13 protein-coding genes are annotated in these 15475 nt (G+C 68.8%); 8 read left to right on the top strand and 5 right to left on the bottom strand.

The genetic code is table 11. The annotated features are described in order from the left end of the window. The first annotated feature begins 26 nt into the window (after positions 1–26). Complete coding sequence (locus VF106_RS22185) at positions 27–1031, top strand: LacI family DNA-binding transcriptional regulator (RefSeq protein WP_330841705.1); 1005 nt, start codon at positions 27–29, stop codon at positions 1029–1031. 250 nt (positions 1032–1281) lie between these two features. Here the strand turns inward: VF106_RS22185 and VF106_RS22180 are convergent, their stop codons facing one another. Then, positions 1282–2151, bottom strand: a complete 870-nt coding sequence (locus VF106_RS22180; RefSeq protein ID WP_330841704.1) for a sugar phosphate isomerase/epimerase family protein — start codon at positions 2149–2151, stop codon at positions 1282–1284. Positions 2152–2299: 148 nt separating this feature from the next. On the opposite strand from VF106_RS22180, the gene VF106_RS22175 reads away from it, so the two are divergent. The 5 genes from VF106_RS22175 to VF106_RS22155 all read left to right on the top strand — a co-directional run bounded on the left by VF106_RS22175 (position 2300) and on the right by VF106_RS22155 (position 8765). Then, complete coding sequence (locus VF106_RS22175; RefSeq protein ID WP_330841703.1) at positions 2300–3853, top strand: ABC transporter substrate-binding protein; 1554 nt, start codon at positions 2300–2302, stop codon at positions 3851–3853. 163 nt (positions 3854–4016) lie between these two features. After that, positions 4017–4970 (top strand): ABC transporter permease, encoded by a 954-nt coding sequence (locus VF106_RS22170; RefSeq protein WP_330841702.1) that lies wholly within the window; start codon positions 4017–4019, stop codon positions 4968–4970. After that, on the top strand, positions 4967–5827 hold the full coding sequence (locus VF106_RS22165; RefSeq protein WP_330841701.1) for an ABC transporter permease: 861 nt from the start codon (positions 4967–4969) through the stop codon (positions 5825–5827). Before VF106_RS22170 ends, VF106_RS22165 begins: the two co-directional genes overlap by 4 nt. Next, the gene (locus VF106_RS22160) at positions 5824–7878 is read left to right on the top strand and encodes a dipeptide ABC transporter ATP-binding protein (protein WP_330841700.1); all 2055 of its coding nucleotides are present in this window, start codon (positions 5824–5826) and stop codon (positions 7876–7878) included. The genes VF106_RS22165 and VF106_RS22160 overlap by 4 nt, the downstream gene beginning before the upstream one ends. Beyond that, positions 7878–8765 (top strand): NADP-dependent oxidoreductase, encoded by an 888-nt coding sequence (locus tag VF106_RS22155; protein WP_330841699.1) that lies wholly within the window; start codon positions 7878–7880, stop codon positions 8763–8765. Before VF106_RS22160 ends, VF106_RS22155 begins: the two co-directional genes overlap by 1 nt. Before the next feature lie 5 nt (positions 8766–8770). On the opposite strand, the gene VF106_RS22150 is transcribed toward VF106_RS22155, so the two are convergent. From VF106_RS22150 to VF106_RS22140, 3 genes are read right to left on the bottom strand one after another with little or no spacing between them, the layout of a single operon-like run. Further along, a complete protein-coding gene (locus VF106_RS22150; RefSeq protein WP_330841698.1) occupies positions 8771–9601 on the bottom strand; it encodes a carbohydrate ABC transporter permease in 831 nt (276 codons plus the stop codon). Then, positions 9598–10491, bottom strand: a complete 894-nt coding sequence (locus tag VF106_RS22145; protein WP_330841697.1) for a carbohydrate ABC transporter permease — start codon at positions 10489–10491, stop codon at positions 9598–9600. Before VF106_RS22145 ends, VF106_RS22150 begins: the two co-directional genes overlap by 4 nt. A gap of 3 nt (positions 10492–10494) precedes the next feature. Next, positions 10495–11811, bottom strand: coding sequence for an ABC transporter substrate-binding protein (locus VF106_RS22140; RefSeq protein WP_330841696.1), 1317 nt, complete (start codon positions 11809–11811; stop codon positions 10495–10497). 89 nt (positions 11812–11900) lie between these two features. On the opposite strand from VF106_RS22140, the gene VF106_RS22135 reads away from it, so the two are divergent. After that, positions 11901–13376: a glycoside hydrolase family 43 protein gene (locus VF106_RS22135; RefSeq protein ID WP_330841695.1), complete on the top strand. Its 1476-nt coding sequence runs from the start codon at positions 11901–11903 to the stop codon at positions 13374–13376. On the opposite strand, the gene VF106_RS22130 is transcribed toward VF106_RS22135, so the two are convergent. Then, the gene (locus VF106_RS22130) at positions 13373–14383 is read right to left on the bottom strand and encodes a LacI family DNA-binding transcriptional regulator (protein WP_330841694.1); all 1011 of its coding nucleotides are present in this window, start codon (positions 14381–14383) and stop codon (positions 13373–13375) included. The genes VF106_RS22135 and VF106_RS22130 overlap by 4 nt on opposite strands. A 76-nt stretch (positions 14384–14459) precedes the next feature. Between VF106_RS22130 and VF106_RS22125 the strand changes: the two genes are divergently transcribed. Continuing rightward, positions 14460–15464: a LacI family DNA-binding transcriptional regulator gene (locus tag VF106_RS22125; protein ID WP_330841693.1), complete on the top strand. Its 1005-nt coding sequence runs from the start codon at positions 14460–14462 to the stop codon at positions 15462–15464. Positions 15465–15475 lie beyond the last annotated feature (11 nt).

The following is a 15475-nucleotide window of genomic DNA, read 5'->3' as shown; positions in this document are numbered from 1 at the left end:
TTGTGGTCGCGACGTAAACTCCACCGGTGGACTCGTCGAAACCGGTCACCATCTCCTACATCGCGGAGACGGCCGGCGTGTCGGTCCCCACCGTGTCCAAGGTGATCAACGGACGCTCCGGGGTCGCCGCCGAGACCCGCGCCCGCGTCGAGGCGCTCATCAAGGAGTCCGGAGACCAGAAACCCGTCTCGCCGAGCCGCAGCAACATGATGGACCTCGTCTTCGACGAGATCGAGAGCATGTGGGGCGTCGAGATCATCCGCGGCGTCCAGCGGGCGGCACGCAAACACCGCGTCGGCGTCGTGCTGTCGGAGTTCGGTCCGCAGGGCAACGCGATCCGCTACTGGATCGACGACGCGCTCGACCGCCGCCCGGCCTGCGTCGTCACCGTCGCCCAGCTGTCACAGGAACAACGCGACCAGCTGCGGGCCAGGGGCATCCCGTTCGTGGTGTTCGACCCCACCAGCGAACTACCGGACGACGTGCCGTTCGTCGGCGCGACCAACTGGTCCGGTGGCCGGGCCGCGACCCGCCACCTGACCGAGCTGGGCCACCAGCGCATCGCCATGATCACCGGCCCGGACGACGTCCTGTGCTGCCGCGCCCGCTTCGACGGCTACCGCTCCGCCATGGAGGCCGCGAAGCTGCCGGTGGTCACCAGCGCGCCCACCGACCTGACCCAGGACGCCGGCCACGCCGCCGCCCGCGAACTGCTGCGCCGCCCGGACCGCCCCACGGCCATCTTCGCGAGCAACGACCTACAGGCCCTCGGCGTGTACCAGGCCGCGCGGGAGGCGGGCCTGCGTATCCCCACCGACCTGAGCGTGGTCGGCTTCGACGACCTACCCGTCGCGGCCCTGACCGACCCACCGCTTACCTCGGTGCACCAGCCTCTGGTCGAGATGGCCGTGGCGGCCACCGAACTGGCACTCGCCCTCGGCCGAGGCGAGCGGCCCGCACAGACGGGGCTCGAGCTGGCCACGACCCTGACAGTGCGGAACAGCACTGCCCCGCCTGCGCTAGCGCTGTGACCGCGAAGGTTCCCCGGCCCCTGGCCGTTCGCGCTGTGAAAGGCGCGTTCACCCTGCGGGTGCGTCGGGCGCTGCGCGCCCGGCGCACGCGAAGCAGTGTTGACCAGGCCCGCGCCTCCCCGCAAAGGCGTGACACCCGACAAGATCATCGGCGGATCGAAGGCTGAACGAGCCCAACGCGTCTTTCACAGCGGGGCGGCCCCGGCCCGTCGGTGTCTGCGCGAGCCGGCCAATGTGGTCGGTCACCGCACTAGCTGTAGTTGGCCCTCATCCACTCCGCCGACACCGTGGCGCTTTCGTACGGGTCGGTGATGTCGGGTCGGTCGACCTCGACCATGAGCCAGCCGTCGAAGTCGGCCGGTAGGGCGCCCAGGATCTCGGTGAGTGGCAGTTCGCCGCGGCCCGGCTCGGCCCACAGGCCCGCGAGCACGGTCTGCCGATAGTTCCAGCCCTCGGCCCGGCCCTTCTCCGCGACGCTGAGACGGCAGTCCTTGACGTGGACGAACGGCACCCGTGACGCGTAGTCGGCGATCAGTGCCCGCACGTCGACCCCGGCCCACGCGAGGTGACCCGTGTCAGGCAGGAAACCCAGTTCAGGCACCGCGTCGAGGACGGCGCGGCCCTCGTCCTCGGTCTCGATCCACGTCGCCACGTGCGGGTGCAACGCGGGCCGTACGCCTTCGGTCAGCATGACGTCCGTGATCCGGCCGATGAGCGTGGTCACGGCGGCAAGGCGCGCGGCGTCCGCCTCACGGCCCTGGCCAGGATGACGTTCGCGGGGCGCGTCCTTGCGCATGCCCATGCCGAGCCCGATGTCGGTCAGGCCGAGGGCGGCGTGCTGGCGGGCGACCGCGGCGACGTTCTCGAGCACCTCGGCCTCCGCGCCGTCGAGGCCGTCGGACCGGCAGACGACATAGCCCGGCGCGAGCGCCAAACCGAGCGAGTCCACGACGTCGAGGTACTGCTCGACCGACCAGCCGGCCGGCACCTCCGCCATCACGCCGTCGAAGCCGGCCTTCCTCACCTGGCCCAGCAACTCCTCGCGGCCGGGAGCCAGCGACGGGTCGAGCCAGCCGTCGTCACTTGCCATCCACTGGATCGGGTTAAGGGCGATTCGCATGCTCGCATCCAATACCGCCGCGTGCCGTCCCGCGCCGTTCGACGGTTCGCTGGGCGGACCGCTGGGCGCTCCCTTCCGGACATCTCGTGGTTCATTGAGTTTCACCTGAATCGAGAACGAGACCCACCACACATTTTCGGGAGTCATCGTGACGAAGTCGTATCGGCGCAGGCGACTGGTCGTCGCCACAGCGTTAGGCGCCGTTCTCATGGCAGCCGGTTGCACGAGCGCTGTCGACCAGGCCGACCAGGCCAAGGCCAACGCCTCCGCGAAGGAGGGTGGCACGCTGACCGTCGCGCAGGCCAACGACGCGCAGCCCGAGTCGTTCCTCTCGCCGGCGCTCGGCAACATCACCGCCCAGTACGCCGTTTTCGAGACGCTGACCCAGATCGACACGAAGACCGGCGAGCCGAAGGGCGTGCTGGCGAAGTCCTGGACGATGGCGCCGGACTACAAGAGCATGGATCTCGAGCTCCGCGACGACGTCACCTTCCACAGTGGACGGAAGATGACGAGTGCCGACGTCATCTACACGATCCAGCAGGTGCAGAACCCGGCCAACACGGTCGGCACCCGCTTCATCGCCGAACAGATCGCGAGCGCGACCGCCGACGGCGACCACGGCGTGAAGCTGACCTTCAAGCGGGCACTGCCGAACGTGTTCGACCTCTTCGAGATCATGCCGATCGTCGACCAGGAGACCTTCGCCAACTACAAGGACGGCAAGCAGGTCGTCGGCACCGGCCGGTTCACGTGGCAGTCCTGGACCCCGGGCGGGAAGCTGGAGCTGGCGAAGTACCCCGGCTACCGGGACGCGAAGAACACCCACCTCGACAAGATCGAGATCCAGGTCATCACCGACCCGACGGCGGAGCTCGCGGCCGTTCGCAGTGGGCGCGTGCAGTACGCCATGAGCCTGTCGACGCTCGACACCCGCACGCTCAGCGGTGAGCCGGGCTACGCGCTCGTCAAGTCCGGTGGGGCCGCCCAGGAACTCGGGTTCGACGTGACCCAGGCGCCGTTCGACAACGAGCTTGTCCGCCAGGCGGTCCACTACGCCATCGACCGGGACCGGATCGTCGACCAGGTCGAGGGCGGGCAGGCCGAGGCGACCGCGTTGCCCTGGAAGACTTCCACGCCTGGCTACGACGCGAAGCAGGGCGAGCGGTACACCTACCAGCCGGAGAAGGCGAAGCAGCTGCTGGCACAGGCCGGCGTGAACGGAGCGTCCTTCTCGGTCGTCGTGCCGGACATCCCGGAAAGTGTCGCGATCTTCGAGATCGTCCAGAACAACCTCAAGGAGGTTGGCCTGAACGCGACGGCGCAGGTTGTCAGCACCACCGACTACGACCAGCGGATCGCGCAACGCAACCTCGGGGCGCCCGCCTTCCTCATGCGCTGCAGCAACGCGCTGTCCCCGGCGAGCGCGGTGGTGAGCCGACCGGAACTGGTCGCGGACAAGAACAACTCCCACTTCACGTCCCCGGAGTACACCAAGGTCGTCGACGCACTCACGGGAGCGCTGACCGACGACGCGCAGAAGCAGGCGCTCGCGAACTACAACGACTACTTCCTGGACCAGGCGTTCGCGCTGCCGGTGCTCACCCGCTCGACGCTGTCCGTCCGCTCGGCGAAGGTCGACGGCATCACCTCGACCATCCAGGGCTTCATCAACCTGGACACCGCTTACTTGACGGACTAGCCATGACACCCCTTGTGCCAGCCTCAGGATCGACATCAGGCCGAGTGCTCCGCAACCGCACCTCAGGGGAACGTGACGCAAGCCGGCCACAAGTGCGTGACCAAACGGAACGTTCCTTCCCCAACGTGACCAACACATTGAATTCCGGGGAGGCGGAACAGCCATGACCAGGTTTCTGATCCGTAAGACGCCTTCGATGCTGTTCGTGTTGTTCGCCAGCTCGATCGTCGCGTTCGTACTGCCCAGGCTGGCACCCGGCGACGTCGCCGTGGTGCTGGCCGGGCCGGACTCGAGCGCCGGGGAGATCGCGACGATCCGCCAGCAGCTCGGTCTCGACCGGTCACCGGTGGTGCAGTACTGGGACTGGCTCTCCGGGCTGTTCCGGGGAAACCTCGGTGAGTCGTTCCTGCTGCACCGCAGCGTGGCGAGCCTGATCGGCGACCGGCTGGCGAGCACCGTGGAGCTCGCGGTGTTCTCCACCATCCTCGTGGTGCTGATCGGGGCGACGCTCGGCGTCTTGGCGGCCTCCGCCCGGCACGGCTGGGTTCGCGCTGTCCTCGACGTCACCAACAGCGTGTTCGTGGCGGTCCCGTCGTTCCTCGTCGGGCTCGTGCTCATCCTGGTGTTCGGCGTGTTCAACCGTGTCCTGCCGGTCAGTGGCGAGGTCAGTGTGCTGGACAACCCCGAGATCGGTATCCAGTACCTGATCCTGCCCTCGCTCGCGTTGGCGCTGACCCCCGCCGCCGTGGTGGCTCGCTTCGTGCAGACGGAGATGCTCGCCATGCGGAACGCGGAGTTCGTCGACCTCGCACTGTCCAAAGGAGCCGGGGCGGCACACGTCACCTTCCGGCACGTGTTGCGGAACAGCCTCGGCAGCGCGGTGGTGGCCGTCGGCCTCCAGGTGGGGCACGTGCTGGCCGGCGCGGTGATCATCGAGGCCATCTTCGCCCGCAACGGTCTCGGCCAGCTCGCCGTGTCGAGCGTGCAGAACCGCGACTTCACCGTGCTGCAGGTGCTGATCCTCGGCGCGGTGTTCATCGCGGTGGTGTGCCAGCTCCTCACCGAGATCATCCTCGCCTCCCTCGATCCCCGAATCCGGCTGGGAGAAGGCCAATGACAACCATTCCGGTGACCGACATCGCCGTGCCGCGGCTCAGTCCCACCCTAGCCCGGTACCTGTCCGCCTTCCGAACCACGAGGGGCGTCGTCGGGCTCGGGTTGCTGGGCATCCTGGTGGTGCCGGCACTGCTCGCGCCCGTGTTGTTCCCCGGCGGTTACGACCAGCAGGGCCGGGGCGCGCTCGCCGGGATCTCGGGCGCGCACTGGTTCGGCGTCGACGAGTTCGGCCGGGACATCCTGGCGCGCAGCGTCTACGGGCTGCGGATGGACCTGAGCCTCATCTTCCTCGCGGTGCCGATCGCCATGATCGTCGGCATGCTGCTCGGTCTGTCCGGGGCGATCCATCCGTGGCTGGGCGCCGCGTTCCAGCGCCTGTTCGACGTGATCATCGGCTTTCCCAGTGTGCTGCTCGGCATCTGCCTGGTCGCGGTGCTCGGGCCGGGCTGGTTGCCGCTGTTCCTGACGATCACCATCGCGGGCATGCCCACGGCGGGGCGGCTCGCCCGAAGCGCCTGGCTCACGCAGCAGTCCCGGGAGTACGTCCTCGCGGCTCGGGTGCTCGGGGTGACGCGATGGCAGCTGCTTTCCCGCCACGTCATTCCCAACGCGACGGACGCGATCGTCGTCAACGGTGCCGTGTGGATGGTCGCCGGCGTGTACATCGAGGCCGGGCTGAGCATCGTCGGGCTCGGGGTGCAGCCACCCACGCCGTCGCTGGGCGTGCTGTTGAACAACGGTCTGCGGTTCGTCACGCAGTCGCCGACCTACGTGATCGGACCCGCGCTGATCCTCCTGCTGCTGGCGCTGGCGTTCAGTCTCATCTCGGACGCGCTCAACGAGGCGGTGAACAAGTGAAGGCGACCATTCGGCCGAACGTGACCGCCGCGCCGGCTGTGCCGCTGCTGCGGGTGAGTGGGCTGCGCACCGAGTTTCCCTTGAAGGACGGGCGGGTCCGGGCTGTCCACGACGTCAGCTTCGACATCGAGCCGGGCGATGTCCTCGGTATCGTCGGCGAGTCCGGTTCCGGCAAGTCGGTGACCGCGCGATCGATCATGCGGATCGTGCGCGCGCCTGGCGAGGTGGTCGACGGCTCGGTCGAACTCGCCGGCGAGAATTTGCTTGCCCTGTCGGAGAAGGAGATGCGGCGCCGGCGGGGGAGCGGCGTCGCCATGGTGTTCCAGGATCCGCAGGCCGCGCTGAACCCGGTGATGACCGTCGGCGCGCAGATCGTCGAGGCCATGACACTGCACGGCGTCGACAAGAAGTCTGCCCGAGGACGCGCGCTCGAACTGCTCGACCAGGTGGGGATTCCGGACGCCGCCACGAAGATCGACCACTATCCGCACCAGTTCTCCGGCGGCATGCGGCAGCGGGTGGTCATCGCCATCGCACTGGCCAACGAGCCGGCGTTGCTCATCGCCGACGAGCCGACGACGGCGCTGGACGTGACGATCCAGGCGCAGATCCTGCGGTTACTGCTGCGACTGCGTGACGAGTTGGGGCTGGCCATCGCGATCATCACCCACGACATGGGCGTGGTCGCGGAGATGTGCACCCGCGTGGTCGTGATGTACGGCGGGCGCGTCGTCGAGCAGGGCACGGTCGAGCAGGTGCTCCAGCGTCCCCGGCACCCGTACACCGCGGCGCTGCTGGCCGCGATGCCCCGCGTCGACGACGACCGCGACGGCCAACCGCTTCCCGCGATCCCCGGCACACCACCGGACCCGGCCGATCCGACACCGGGTTGCGCGTTCGCCCCCCGGTGCCGGTTCGCACGGGATGATTGTCGCGAAGGGACACCCGCGCTGCTCGACATCGGCGACGGTCAGCTGTCCGCGTGTTTCGTTGTGCAGGACGGCACCGACGTCTCCGTGCCCGAAGCTCCGGCTCGCGTCGTCGAGCCGGCTGTCGAGCGGCGGGTCGAGACGGAACCGGTGCTGGAGGTGCGCGGGTTGCGGGTCGATGTCGGCTCCGGCCGACGCCTGCTGGGCCGCGAGGCGCCGGTGTTCGCCGTGGACTCGGTCAGCCTGGCCGTGCATCCCGGCGAAACACTCGGGCTGGTAGGGGAGAGCGGATGCGGTAAGTCGACGCTGTCGCGCGGGATCGTCGGCATCACCCCGATCGCCGAGGGCACGGTCACGGTGGACGGCCGGGACGTCACCGCGATGGGCGCGGCCGAGCTGCGGCACATCCGTTCGTCGGTGCAGTATGTGTTCCAGGATCCGTACGCGTCGCTGAACCCCCGACGCACCGTGCGACAGTCGATCAGCGAGGCGCTGTCGTTGCGGGGCCTGCGTGGCAGGGAGATGGACACCGAGGCGCGGTCACTGATGGCGCGGGTGGGGTTGCGTCCCGAGTACCTCGACAGGTATCCGAGCGCGTTCTCCGGCGGGCAGCGCCAACGGATCGGCATAGCCAGAGCCCTTGCCCGACAACCGAAAACACTGATCCTCGACGAGCCGGTGTCCGCTTTGGACATGTCGATCCAGGCACAGATCATCAACCTGCTGGACGACCTGCGGCGCGAGCTGGACCTCGGCTACCTGTTCATCGCCCACGACCTGTCCGTGGTGCGCCACCTGTCCGACCGGGTGGCGGTCATGTACCTCGGCCGGATTGTGGAAACCGGCCGCGCGGCGGACGTGTACGCCGACCCACAGCATCCCTACACGGCGGCGCTGTTGTCGTCGTCGCCGGTGCCGACCGTCGGCGGGCCCGCGCGGGAACGCATCGTGCTGCGCGGTGACCTGCCGAGCCCCGCCAACCCGCCGTCCGGATGCCGGTTCCGCACCCGATGCCCGATCGGGCCGCTGGCCAACCCCGACCGCACGATCTGCGCCGAGGTCGATCCCGTGGCCACAGAGGGGGATCGGTCCGTCGCCTGTCACTTCCCGGGGGAGCTGTAGTGCGGGCGTACGGGTTCACGGCGTACGGCGGCCCGGAAACCGAGGCGTGGCTGGATCTCCCGACGCCCGAGCCCGGCCTCGGCGAGATCCTCGTCGCGGTCCGGGCGGCGGGCGTCAACCCGGTGGACTGGAAGGTCCGCGCGGGCATGCACCGCGCGTTCCGCCAGCTCACACTGCCCGCGGTGATGGGCCGGGAGGTCGCGGGAGTGGTCGAGCGGGTCGGTGCTGGCGTCACCGAGTTCGCGGTGGGAGACGCCGTGTTCGGCAGCGGCGACGGCGGCGGTTACGCGGAACTGTGTACGTTGCCCGCTGACCGTTCGGCGCCCAAACCCGCCGAGGTGTCGTTCACGGACGCGGCGGCTCTCCCGGTGGCGGCGGGCACCGCGTACGACGCCTTGGCACAGTTGGGGTTGAGTCCCGGGGACACGCTGCTGATCCTGGGTGTCGGCGGCGGTGTCGGTGTTGCGGCCGCCCAACTGGCTCGCACGGCCGGCGTGACGGTCATCGGCACCGCCAGCGCGGCGAAACGTACGTTCGTCGAGTCACTGGGCGTGACCGCTCTGTCGTACGACACCGGCGATCTTTCGCTGCCGGCCGGGGTGAACGCCATCCTCGACCTGGCCGGCACGATCCGCGATGTGTCGTCGCTCATCACGCCGGACTGCCGTGCTCTGACCGTCGCCGATGCGGCGACCGCGGCGGAACTGGGCGCCAAGCCATTGTCCCGGCGCACCACCACGGCGACCCTCACGGAGTTGGCGCGTCGCGTTGCGAGTGGTGAGCTTGATCCGCACGTTCGCTCGGTGTTCTCTTTCGATCAGGCCGCGGACGCGCTCCGCATCGTCGAGTCCGGCCACGCGTGGGGCAAGGTGGTGCTGACTGTTTAGTTCTGTCAACCGGTCAACGCGCCGGCCAGGAGGTCGGCGCGCCAGAGGCGTTGCAGGGCCAGAAAGAGGACGATCAGCGGGATGACCGACACAGCGGATCCCGTGATGACCAGCGGGTAGAGGTTGCTGTCGCCAGCACCCTGGGCCAGGAACGTGTACAGCCCCAACGTTATCGGGTACTTGCTCTGGTCGGAGAGCATGATGAACGGCAACAGGAAGTTGTTCCAGATCCCAACAAAGGTCAGCAGGAACACCGTCACCAGTCCGTGTGTCATCAGCGGCACAGCGATGAAGCCGAAGATGCGGAGCTGCCCGGCCCCGTCCAGACGCGCGGCCTCCAGCGTGCTCTGCGGAACAGCGGCGGCCGCGAAGACCCGGCACAGGAAGATGCCGAACGGGTTGATGATGACCGGCAGCAGCACCGACCAGTAGGTCCCGGCGAGGCCGACCTTGGCCAGCAGCAGGTACTGCGGGACCGCGAGGACAACGGCGGGTACGAGCACGCCAGCCAGGATCACCGAGAACAATATTTCCCGGCCGCGGAAGGAGAACTTCGCCAGCGCGTAGCCGGCCATGGCCGAGACCAGTGTGGACACGATCCCACCGACGCCCGCGTACAGCAGGGAGTTGAGCACCCACCGCCAGAACACGCCGTCGCCGTGGGTGGTCAGGTTGGTGAGGTTGTCGAGGAGGCCGCTGCCCGGTGCGAAGGAGAAGGTGGTGAACAGTTCGCGCGGGGCCTTGGTGGCGGCGATGACGACCCAGGCCACAGGCGTCAGGCAGTACAGCGCGCCGAGCAGCAGCACGAGGAAGGGTAAGAACGGCCGACGCGTCATGCGTTGCCGCCGAACGTCCTACGTTGCAGGAACCTCAGCAGCAGCAACGAGATGACGAGGATGCCCAGGGCAAGCACCACCGAACTGGCCGCGGCGCCGCCGAGGTTGTCGCCCGCGAACGCCTCCTCGTAGATCTCCATCAGCGGTGACCAGCTGCGGGAGATGGTGGACGTCATCGGCCGTACGGTGGCCGGTTCGTTGTACAGCTGCAGGGTGCCGATCACCGAGAACAGTCCGGTGAGGACGAGCGCGGGCGCGACCAGCGGGATCTTGATGCGCCAGGCGATCTGCACCTCGCTGGCGCCGTCGAGGCGTGCCGCTTCGTAGACGGTGCTGGGAATGGCCCGCAGCGACGTGTAGATGATGATCATGTTGAAGCCGACGCCGGACCACAGCGCGATGTTGGCCAGCGAGAAGTACAGGACCGGCTCGCTGAAGAAGTCCAGCGGTCCGGCGTGCAACCGCTCCGCGAGATAGTTGATGGGGCTGGTGCTCGGCAGGTACAGGAACCCCCACATGAGGCTGGCGATCACGCCGGGCACCGCGTAAGGGAGGAAGATCGCGGTACGGGCGAAGCCGCGGGCCCGCACCCTCGGGGTATCGAGCAGCAGCGCGAACAGCAGGGCCAGACCCAGGACGGTGGGAATCGAGACGATCCCGTAGAGCAGCACCCGGCCGAAACCCGCGAGGAACTCGGCGTCGGTCAGTGTGGCGTGGTAGTTGTCGAGCCCGACGAACGCCTCCACGCGTCTCCCGAACGCGCCACCGCCCTCGATGTGGAACCCGCGGAAGCTCAGATAGATCGTGTAGCCGATCGGGAGCACCAGGAACAGGACGAAGAAGACGATCGCGGGCGCGGCGAACAGCCAGGGGGCTGCTTTGGTACGCATCGGCTACTCGGACACGGTGAAGCCGGACTTCTTCAGGTCGGCGACGACCTCCCGCTGCACTGTCCGGTACACGTCCCGGAAGGAGGTCTTGTTGAGCGCTGCGGCACTCATCGGGTCCTCGAAGGCGCTCGATGCCATGGCCACGTTGGGGCCCCAGCTCATCGGGATCGTCGTGTTCTCGATGACCTGGTCGGCGACCTGGTAGAAGTTCGCCTGCTGTGGCATCAGCTTCGGTGGCTCGTGTGCCAGGGTCTCCTCGCGTCCGGCCTTGCCGGCGGGGTAGATGTCGAGGCCGAGCAGCAGTTTCGAACCCTCGTCGGACGCGCCCAGCCAGGCCGCGAAGGCCGCGGCTTCCTTGGCGTGCTGGGACTTGGCCGGCACCAGGTAGGCGGAGCCGCCGAGGAAGGGGACGGCGGCGTCACCGGATGTCCACTGTGGAAGCGGCGCCGACTCCCACTTGCCGGCGGTGTCCGGTGCGACGGAGTAGATCACGCTGGGCGCCCACGCCGCGGCGGCCCAGCTGAGGATCTTGCCGTTGTTGACCTGGGCGTTCCATTCCGGCGTGAGCAGCGGCTCGACCTTGACCAGGTCCCGGTTCACGAGGTCCTGCCAGAAGTCGGCGGTCTTCAGCGACGTCTCGCTGTCGATGCCGACCTGCCACGCCTTGCCGTCGGTGCTCCACCATTGGGCCCCGGCCTGCGCGGCGTGCGCGGCGAAGAACTCGAACTGGGTGGGGTCGAAGCTGGCGATGTAGACACTGGGGTCCTTCGCGTGGATCTGTTCGGCGGCCTCGGCGTACTCGGCCCAGGTGGTGGGGACCGTGACCCCGTAGGCGTCGAACAGGTCCCTGCGGTAGGTGAGCGTCATCGGCCCGATGTCCTGCGGCACGCCGTAGACCTGGTTGTTGAACGTTGTCATGGCCCACGAGTTGGCGTCGACCCCGTCCTTGACGGCGGCCACGTCCCCGGTGATGTCCTTGAGTACCCCGGCCACCATCAGCGCGGGCACCGCCCGGTACTCCACCTGCACCACGTCCGGGGTGTCGTCGGCCCGGTCGGCGGCCACCAGCTTGGCGGTCGTGTCGGCGGTCCCGCCGACCTCCGACAGTTCGATGGTGACGTTCGGGTTCTCCCGGTGGTACCGGTCGGTGATCGCCTTGGCCGTCGGGTCGGTGCCCTTGAGGCTCCACGTCCAGAACCGCAACGTGACCGGACCGCCGTCCGACGACGCGTCACCGGAGGAACAGGCCCCCAGCGACAGGGCGATCGCCAGCACCATGGCGCTGACCCTGGTCCGTCGGCGAATGTCTGGTCGGGTCATGACGGTCTCCTCGGCGCTGTGGAGCGTGTCGGCGTCCAATCTGATGTTAACGTTTACATGCTGTCAAGCCCTTCGGTGAAAGAGCCGCCGTGCGAACCTTCCGCAACCCGGTCCTGCCCGGTAGCCACCCGGACCCGTCGATCTGCCGGGTGGGCGCGGACTTCTACCTGGTCACCTCGTCTTTCGCCTACTACCCCGGCATCCCGCTGTTCCACAGCCGCGACCTGGTCCACTGGCGTCAGCTCACGCACGTGCTGAACCGGCCGGAACAGCTGCCGCTGAACGGGCTGGACGTCTCGGACGGCATCTGGGCGCCGACCATCCGCCAGCACGACGGCACGTTCTACGTCGTCTCGACCCTGGCCAGGAACCGGCGGGGAAGCCTCACGTTCGTCGTCACCGCAGACGACCCGGCCGGGCCGTGGTCGGACCCCGTCCCGCTCGACGCCGACGGCATCGACCCGTCGCTGTTCTTCGACGACGACGGCCGGTGCTGGTTCACCGCCTGCCGGGACGCGAACTCGTCGAACGGCCCGGGGGAGTTGTGGCTGCGGGAACTGGACACCGACCGGCTCAAGCTCGTCGGCCCCACGCACGTGCTCTGGCACGGTGCCGTTCGCGGCGCGTGGGTGGAGGCGCCGCATCTGTACAAACGCGACGGTCGGTACCACCTGATCGCCGCCGAGGGCGGGACCGAGAGCAACCACAGCGTGACCGCGGCACACGCCGACGCCGTCACCGGCCCATACGTCACCGATCCACGCAGTCCTCTGCTGACCCACCGCCACCGCGGCCCCGACGAACCCATCCACAACGTCGGCCACGCCGACCTCGTGGACACCCCCGACGGCGAGACCTGGGCCGTGACGCTCGGGGTACGGCCCATCGACGGCACCCACACGCTCGGCAGAGAGGTGTTCCTGGTGCCCGTCACCTGGACCGCTCACGGACCTGTCTTCGCTCCCGAGACGGGTGCCGTGCGCCTGTCGGAGCGGCTGCCATCGATCGCATCAGGACAGTCCACCGCCGAGCCGGCGTTCGGTCTGGAGTGGAACAGTCTTCGCGGCCCGGTCGACATCAGGCCATCCCCCAACGGTTTCGACCTCCGCGTGGGGCCGGAGCCGCTCAGCACCCTGGGCGTGCCGGCGTTCGTCGGTCGGCGCCAGCAACACGTGCGCTGCCACGTGCGGGCACGGATCGGCTTCGCCGCGGCACATCCGGCGGAGGAGGCAGGTCTGGTCGTCTTCCAGAACCAGGACCACCACGTCACCCTCGCTCTCACCAAGGACACCGTGGTGCTGACAGTCCGCGAAGCGGGCACGAGTTCCCGCGTGGCAACCATGCCGGTGACAGAGAACGAGGTGGTGCTGACGATCGAGGCGGACGAGGCCGGCTACACCTTCTGCCACAACGAGACCAGTCTGGGCACCATCGAGCGGTCCTTCTTCAGCACCGAGCGGGCAGGCGGTTTCGTGGGTGTCTACTTGGGTCTCTACGCGACGAGCAACGGCCACCCCAGCGGCAGTCGCGCACACATCCGCTCCTTCGACTACCAGCCACGCTAGGCCCGGGGTGGCGCGGTGCTGCGGCGCACCACGAGTTCGGGGGCGATCCGCTCGCACGACGCCGGTTCGCCAGCCATCAGCCCCAACACCTGCTCCACGCCACGCGCACCGAGCCGGGCGAAGTCCTGGCGCACCGTGGTGAGCGACGGCACCTGGTAGGCCGCTCCGGGGATGTCGTCGAACCCGACCAGCGAGACGTCGTCCGGGACCTTGACGCCGTGGTGGGCGAACGCCGCCAGCACCCCCATGGCCATCAGGTCGTTGCCGGCGAAGATCGCGGTCGGCAGCTCCTCGGGCCGGGTGACGAGGTGGTGGGCCAGCCGGTAGCCGCCGTTCCCGTCGAACTCGCCCTCCAGTAGCTCGCCGCGGGCCTCCGGCGCGTCCGCCATCGCGGCTCGCCAGCCCTCGACCCGCGCCAAGAAGTCGAAGGTGCTCGTCGGCCCGGCCAGATGAACGATGTGCCGGTGTCCCAGCTCCAGCAGGTGCGCCACGGCAAGCCGAGCGCCGAGTTCCTGGTCGAACTCGACGAAGCCCAGCTCCGGGTTGGGCACGTTGCCGGACATGATCACGCTGATCGGCACGCCCGTGACGATGTCGGCCATGGCGTCCACGACCATGGGCCGGTCGGCGATGACGGCGATGGCCTCGACCGCCTGGTCGGTGAGCCGCCGCAGCGTCTCGGTCAGGTCCCTGGTCGTGCCGCCCTGCCAGCTGGCCAGGTTCACCCAGTACCCGGCCCGTTGTGCCGCGCCCTGCACACCACGCAGGATGCGCGGTAGCTCGTACAGCTCCTCGCCCGCGAGCACCACCCCGATCGTCGAGGAACGGCGGGACTTGAGCGCACGGGCGACACTGTTGGGGCGGTAACCGAGCTTCTCGATCGCGGCCTCGACCCTGGCGCGGGTCTCCGGCCGCACGGACGGGTGGTCGTTCAGCACACGGGACACCGTCACGTGGGACACGCCCGCCTCGCGTGCCACGTCCATCATTCCCGGCGCCCGCCCCATGGCGACCGATGGTGTCACATGGGTGCCGACCAGGTCCTACGATGGGCCGGGTGATCAGGGAGGACCGCTGAACAAGGTGACGATCCGCGACGTCGCGGAGTTGGCCCGGGTTTCGCCGGCCTCGGTGTCGAACTACTTCCACAAGCCGGCGAAGCTGTCGGCGTCGACGCGGGAGCGGGTGCGGCAGGCGGTCGAGACGCTCGGTTTCGTGCCCAACGACGCCGCTCGCGTCCTGCGCACCGGGACGAGCCCGGTGGTCGGCTACATCGCGTTCGAGCTGGCGAGCGCGACGACCCCCGAGATCGCCAGGGCCATCGAGGAACGCGTGTCGGCGCGGGACATGTACCTGCTCATGGCCAACGACACGGGCTCGCGCGACCGGGAGCGGAGCTACCTGGAGCTGTTCGAGAAACAGCGCGTCAGCGGCATCATCATCGCGCCCCTCGGCGACGTCGAACCGGAGCTGGCGCGGCTGCGGACACGGGGCATCGCGAGCGTGCTCAGCGCGCGGCGCGCGGTCGGCGACGAGCAGGCGTCGGTGTCGACGGACCACGTGCTGGGTGGGCGTCTCGCGGTGGAACACCTCGTGGCGCAGGGGCGTCGGCGGATCGGTTTCGTCACCTCGTCGCTGGCTCTGCGGCAGGTCGAGGACCGGCTGCACGGGGCGATGTCGGTGATCGGCGACGTCCCGGACGCCACGCTCGAGGTCATCCCGGTGCCCGAGCGCACGGTCGCGGCCGGGATCGCGTGTGCCGATGGCATCGCCCGCCGGGACCCGGCCAGCCGGCCGGAGGCGTTGTTCTGCGCCAACGACCTGCTCGCGATCGGTGTGACACAGGCGTTCGTCGCCGCCCAGAGTGTCCGGGTGCCCGACGACATCGCGGTGGTCGGGTACGACGACATCGAGTTCGCCCAGTCGACGATCGTGCCGCTCACCACCGTTCGGACCCCGCACGCCGAGCTGGGGGCCGCGGCGGCCGACCTGCTGTTCGACGAGATCGCCCTCCTCGGCAGGGGTGGGGGCGGCGTTCGCCCACACGTCGAGTTCTCACCCGAACTGGTGGTCCGGGCCTCGACGTGAGGCAGTAAATC

It is taken from the genome of Actinophytocola sp. (assembly GCF_036378875.1).
In the GTDB taxonomy this organism is placed as follows: domain Bacteria; phylum Actinomycetota; class Actinomycetes; order Mycobacteriales; family Pseudonocardiaceae; genus Actinophytocola.
The sequence above is the reverse complement of the archived record's forward strand: the minus strand, read 5'-3'. Positions and strand labels throughout refer to the sequence as shown.

Bases quoted from the DNA above. Each gene is read 5' to 3' on its own strand.
- VF106_RS22130 (WP_330841694.1), bottom strand. From the start codon at position 14,383: ATGGGGCGGGCGCCGGGAATGATGGACGTGGCACGCGAGGCGGGCGTG.
- VF106_RS22170 (WP_330841702.1), top strand. From the start codon at position 4,017: ATGACCAGGTTTCTGATCCGTAAGACGCCTTCGATGCTGTTCGTGTTG.
- VF106_RS22180 (WP_330841704.1), bottom strand. From the start codon at position 2,151: ATGCGAATCGCCCTTAACCCGATCCAGTGGATGGCAAGTGACGACGGC.
- VF106_RS22165 (WP_330841701.1), top strand. From the start codon at position 4,967: ATGACAACCATTCCGGTGACCGACATCGCCGTGCCGCGGCTCAGTCCC.
- VF106_RS22140 (WP_330841696.1), bottom strand. From the start codon at position 11,811: ATGACCCGACCAGACATTCGCCGACGGACCAGGGTCAGCGCCATGGTG.
- VF106_RS22145 (WP_330841697.1), bottom strand. From the start codon at position 10,491: ATGCGTACCAAAGCAGCCCCCTGGCTGTTCGCCGCGCCCGCGATCGTC.
- VF106_RS22150 (WP_330841698.1), bottom strand. From the start codon at position 9,601: ATGACGCGTCGGCCGTTCTTACCCTTCCTCGTGCTGCTGCTCGGCGCG.